Annotated in this window: 3 protein-coding genes; 1 reads left to right on the top strand and 2 read right to left on the bottom strand. The window is 38.8% G+C overall.

Annotated features, from left to right (window positions below):
• Window positions 1–114: 114 nt before the first annotated feature.
• Window positions 115–3,657 carry a CHAT domain-containing protein gene (locus tag HWQ37_RS34180; RefSeq protein ID WP_292755770.1) on the top strand — a complete coding sequence of 1,181 codons (3,543 nt, stop codon included), beginning with the start codon at window positions 115–117 and terminating at the stop codon, window positions 3,655–3,657.
• On the opposite strand, the gene HWQ37_RS34175 is transcribed toward HWQ37_RS34180, so the two are convergent.
• A complete protein-coding gene (locus HWQ37_RS34175) occupies window positions 3,649–3,903 on the bottom strand; it encodes a hypothetical protein (RefSeq protein ID WP_292755768.1) in 255 nt (84 codons plus the stop codon). The two genes, HWQ37_RS34180 and HWQ37_RS34175, sit on opposite strands and share 9 nt — an antisense overlap.
• A 150-nt stretch (window positions 3,904–4,053) precedes the next feature.
• Window positions 4,054–4,263: a hypothetical protein gene (locus tag HWQ37_RS34170; protein WP_292755767.1), complete on the bottom strand. Its 210-nt coding sequence runs from the start codon at window positions 4,261–4,263 to the stop codon at window positions 4,054–4,056.
• Window positions 4,264–4,349 lie beyond the last annotated feature (86 nt).

Genomic DNA, 4,349 nt, shown 5'->3' with positions numbered 1-4,349 from the left:
ATAAAGAATTTTATAAGCATTTGAATTCAATTATATGTTTTCCTGTGTGTTGATATATTAATACGGTATTTTGTCAATATAATTTAGATGCGTTCCCCCTGCATACAAACTGGATTGAGTTTAGGTAAAACAGCCTTGGCTGCTGGCATGAAGACAGAGGCTTTTGAAGGTTATGCAGTTGCCATTGAAGCTGTTGAACAATGCCGACGTTGGGCTGGAATTTCTCAGAAACAAGAAATTCCTGAAGAGATATTTGCCTACACAAATATGGTGGTCTTTTGCATCACCAATGGGGAACGGGATAAAGCCAGGAAATATGCAGAACGTTCTGGTTTTCAACATCTTTTAACTTTTTTCGATACTAATGAATTTCAACAAATTTACTCAAATTCGCAATTTCTTGAACAGGTATTACAAGCAACAAGCGAAAGTAATAGCGAGGCACAAGCTGTATATCAAATACTAGAAAATAACCTGAACAAATTAGATGAAGAATTTGTTCAGCACTTGCAAAGGCTTGAAGATGTTTTCGGACAGATGACACCAGGGCAAGCGATTCAAATTGCCGCAACTATTTTAAATTTTAGCAATCTGATTCAGGAGTTTCCACAAGGCGATCAAGCAATTAACTTAAGAATTGCTGCCACAGGTTATGAGTTAGGAGCTACTGTTTTTACTAAGAAAGATTTTCCTGAACAATGGGAAAACATTCAAGATGCGATCCGCGAAATCTTTCAGCTTCAGCTATTTAAAGCAGTATTTGAGAACCTCCCAAACCCTAAAGGCGCTGTATACCCATTACTGGAAGTAAACAAAGACAAACTTGATGAACGTTTTGCGACTGTATTGCGTTTGAACACAGAAGCCATGTTGTCTGAAGCATCGCCAAAATATGCACAAGGTTTTGCTGCATGTCTTGCAGGTTTGAGCTTCCTGATTAAAGAATTTCGGCAGGGTAGTGAGGCGAGCAATTTAGAGATTGCCATTACAGGTTACGAAGTTGCTTCTAAAGTATTGACTTACGAAACCTATCCACAACAGTGGGTTGGGTGTCAATTGATGCTGGGCAATACTTATCACCGTCGAATAAAAGGTGAGCAAGCAGAAAATCTGGAAAAATCCCTTTCTTACTTACACAATGCTTTACAATTCTGTAACCGTGAACAGTTTCCCGAACTTTGGGCAGAAATTTACAGTAATTTGGTTATTGCTTATGGCTATCGGATTCGTGGCGATCAAGTAGAGAATGCAGAACTAGCAATCAAAGCTGGTGAAGCTGCGATGCAGGTTTTGACTCATGATCAATCTCCTGAAGGATGGGGAAAAATCCAAAACAATCTAGGTATTGTTTACCGCGATCGCACTCTCGGTGACAAAGCTGAGAATTTAGAAAAAGCGATCGCTTGTTATCAAAATGCCCTTTCCATTCGTACTCGTGAAGACTTCCCAGAACTTTGGGCGCAAACTCAATTCAACATCGGCTCTGCTTATCGTCAGAGACTCAGAGGTGATGCAGCAGAAAATGTGGAAATAGCGATCGCTGCTAATCAATTTGCTTTACAAGTCTACACAAAAGCAGCCTTTCCCACAAATTGGGCAGAAGTACATATAAATTTGGCTAATGCCTATCTTCACCGCATTCATGGGGATAGGAGCGAAAATTTAGAAAAGGCGATCGCTGCTCATCAATCTGCTTTACAAGTTTTAACGAAAGAAGAATTTCCTAAACAGTGGGCTATGACTCATCTAAATTTAGGAAATGTCTTCTTAGAACAAGAACAAATAGAAGCAGCAATTACCTGTTATCGTTCAGGTTTAAAGATATTCACTCCCACGGCTTTTCCCGCAGATTGCCTAAAAGCAGGACAAATGCTGGGAAACACTGCTTTTAGAATTGGTGATTGGGCTGAAGCGATTAGGGGCTATAGTGTGGCAATTGAAGCTGTAGAAACCAGTCGCATTTGGGTAAATTCTGAGTCACGCCGTCAAGAAATTTTAGCTAATTCTCTCCATGTTTACGAAAATATGGTGCAAGCTTGTATTAATAATAAACAACTGAATAAAGCTGTTGAATATGTCGAACGTTCTCGCTCAAAACGACTCGTAGATTTAATGGCAAGTAATGACCTTTACTCAGATGGGGAAATTCCTGCTGAAATTCAACAGTATTTACAAGATTTTGAAGCTATACAACGGCAAATTGATAATGAACTAAGACACCATTATAATAGCAGTAACTTGGATGGTAATAAACTCGGTAAAAGCCCACATAGTCGGGCTGCTATCGAAGCTTATAACGAAACTATTGCAGATTTGGAAGCTGAAAAACAGCAAATTTGGGAACAAATGCGCCGTCTAGATCCTGTTCTGGCTGGTCAAATTCAAGTAAGTCCCATGAATTTGTCATCCATACAGCAGCTAATTAAAGTACCTACAACAGCTATTCTGAGCTTTTATACTACCTCGAATGATACCCATCTCTTTATCATCCGGCAGAATCAAATTACTTTGCACACTTGTACGGAATTGGGATTTGAAACTTTACAATCATCGATTTTCACTCACTGGTTAGGGCAATATGTTCATCACAAAGATACTTGGAAAGAGCAATTTAGTTTTTTAATAGCAGAACTAGCTGAAGTCTTAAAGTTAAATGATTTAATTGCACAACATCTGAAAAATATTGATGAATTGATTCTTGTTCCTCATCTGGCATTACATCAAATCCCTTTTGCTGCTTTACCAATTGCAGAAAGTCAATATCTAGGAGATAAATTTTTCATTCGTTATGTTCCTAGCTGCCAAATTTTAGAATTTTGTCACAACCGTCCCTCAGTCAGTAGTCTTATGAACTACGGTATTGTTGAAGATGCTACTGAAGATTTACCCTACGCTAGTTGGGAAGGAGAACAACTAGCAAATTTGTATGATATTCCTGATAATCAACGTTTAAAAGGTAGTCAAGAAGCTAGTGTCAGCAACTATCGTCAACTGATACAAAAAGTTCAAGTAATTCATTCTAGTCATCATGCGCGTTCGCGGCTAGATAATCCTCTAGAATCAGTATTAATTTTAGCAGATGGCTGTATTACATTAAGTCAGTTATTAACTCCAAGTTGGCGCACTCCTCAGTTAGAAGATGTATTTCTATCTTGCTGCGAAACTGGTTTAGGTGTGACTGAAATAACCGACGATATTCTCACTCTTTCAACAGGTTTTCTTTGTGCTGGCGCTAAAAGTGTTATCAGTACACTCTGGGCAGTAGATGACTTGGCAACAGCACTATTTTCACTATTTTACTATCAATCCCGACATCAGGGAAACAAACGACTGCAATCAATCAGACAAGCTCAATTTGAACTGCGTACCCTTACAGGTGAAACTCTTACCACCATTTACCAACCTAAGTTAAGTTCTTTTTTAACGCAGAAACTTAAGGAAACCGAAACGCAGCGTAAAAAAACTAAAAAAGAACGGGATATTCATCCACAAGATTCTCAAATGTATCAGCAACGCGATGAAGAATATAAAAAGTATGCCAAAATCGGCAACCGAATTTATGACGCAAAAAAAGATTTGGAATCTTTTTGTGGAGAGTCTAAACCTTTCTCTGACCCTTATTATTGGGCAGCTTTCACCTGTTCCGGGTTAAATTGATAACTGCTGTATCTTATCAGTGACTAAGTTTTCACCCTGCTTTTCTAGATTGAATTTATCCAGATAATCAGCGTGATACTTCGACCCCATTGAAATGAGTCCAGCTTCTAGCTCGATGACAGTGCCATCTTCGAGTTCCACGCCGTTCATGTGATGGTCTTCACCCAAGAATTGCTTAATCGGCATTTCGACAACTTGATAGCCATGCTTATGTAATTTCTGCCGTATACTCGTCGCTAACTTCAAAAAATCTTTGGGTGAACAACGTGATGTGTTGAAGGGGCAATGATAGTATGCCGCACCGACTGGTCACATAGCCAGGTGGTAAGTAATGCAGATATGATATTGGGAATAAGTAGTGCTAGTGTACTATAAAGCTGGTAATATAGTATTTTACTAAGCACCAGTTAGCCTAATTTTCTGTGGTGGGGTTACTTCTGTTTTCTTGCGAACTGGATTAGAGGTTTTTTTGATGAGTCGTTTCATATCTATAGGAATCATTTGGCTCTCCACAAAGAACGGATATCCTGGAATACAGAAAGTTATTAGCGAATCAGAAACATTTTGCCGAAAGTTTGTCTCTTCTGGGATGATTGCTGTAAGCAAGATTTGCAGTATATACAGAGGTATAAATAATTAGGGGTTGCTGAAGAAGAAAGAAAAGCTTGCAGTCTCTAGATTATCTGACCAAA

The organism is Nostoc sp. NMS4, from assembly GCF_017115095.1.
Classification (GTDB): domain Bacteria; phylum Cyanobacteriota; class Cyanobacteriia; order Cyanobacteriales; family Nostocaceae; genus Nostoc.
Note: the sequence above shows the minus strand (reverse complement) of the source record. Positions and strands in the feature narration are given on the sequence as shown.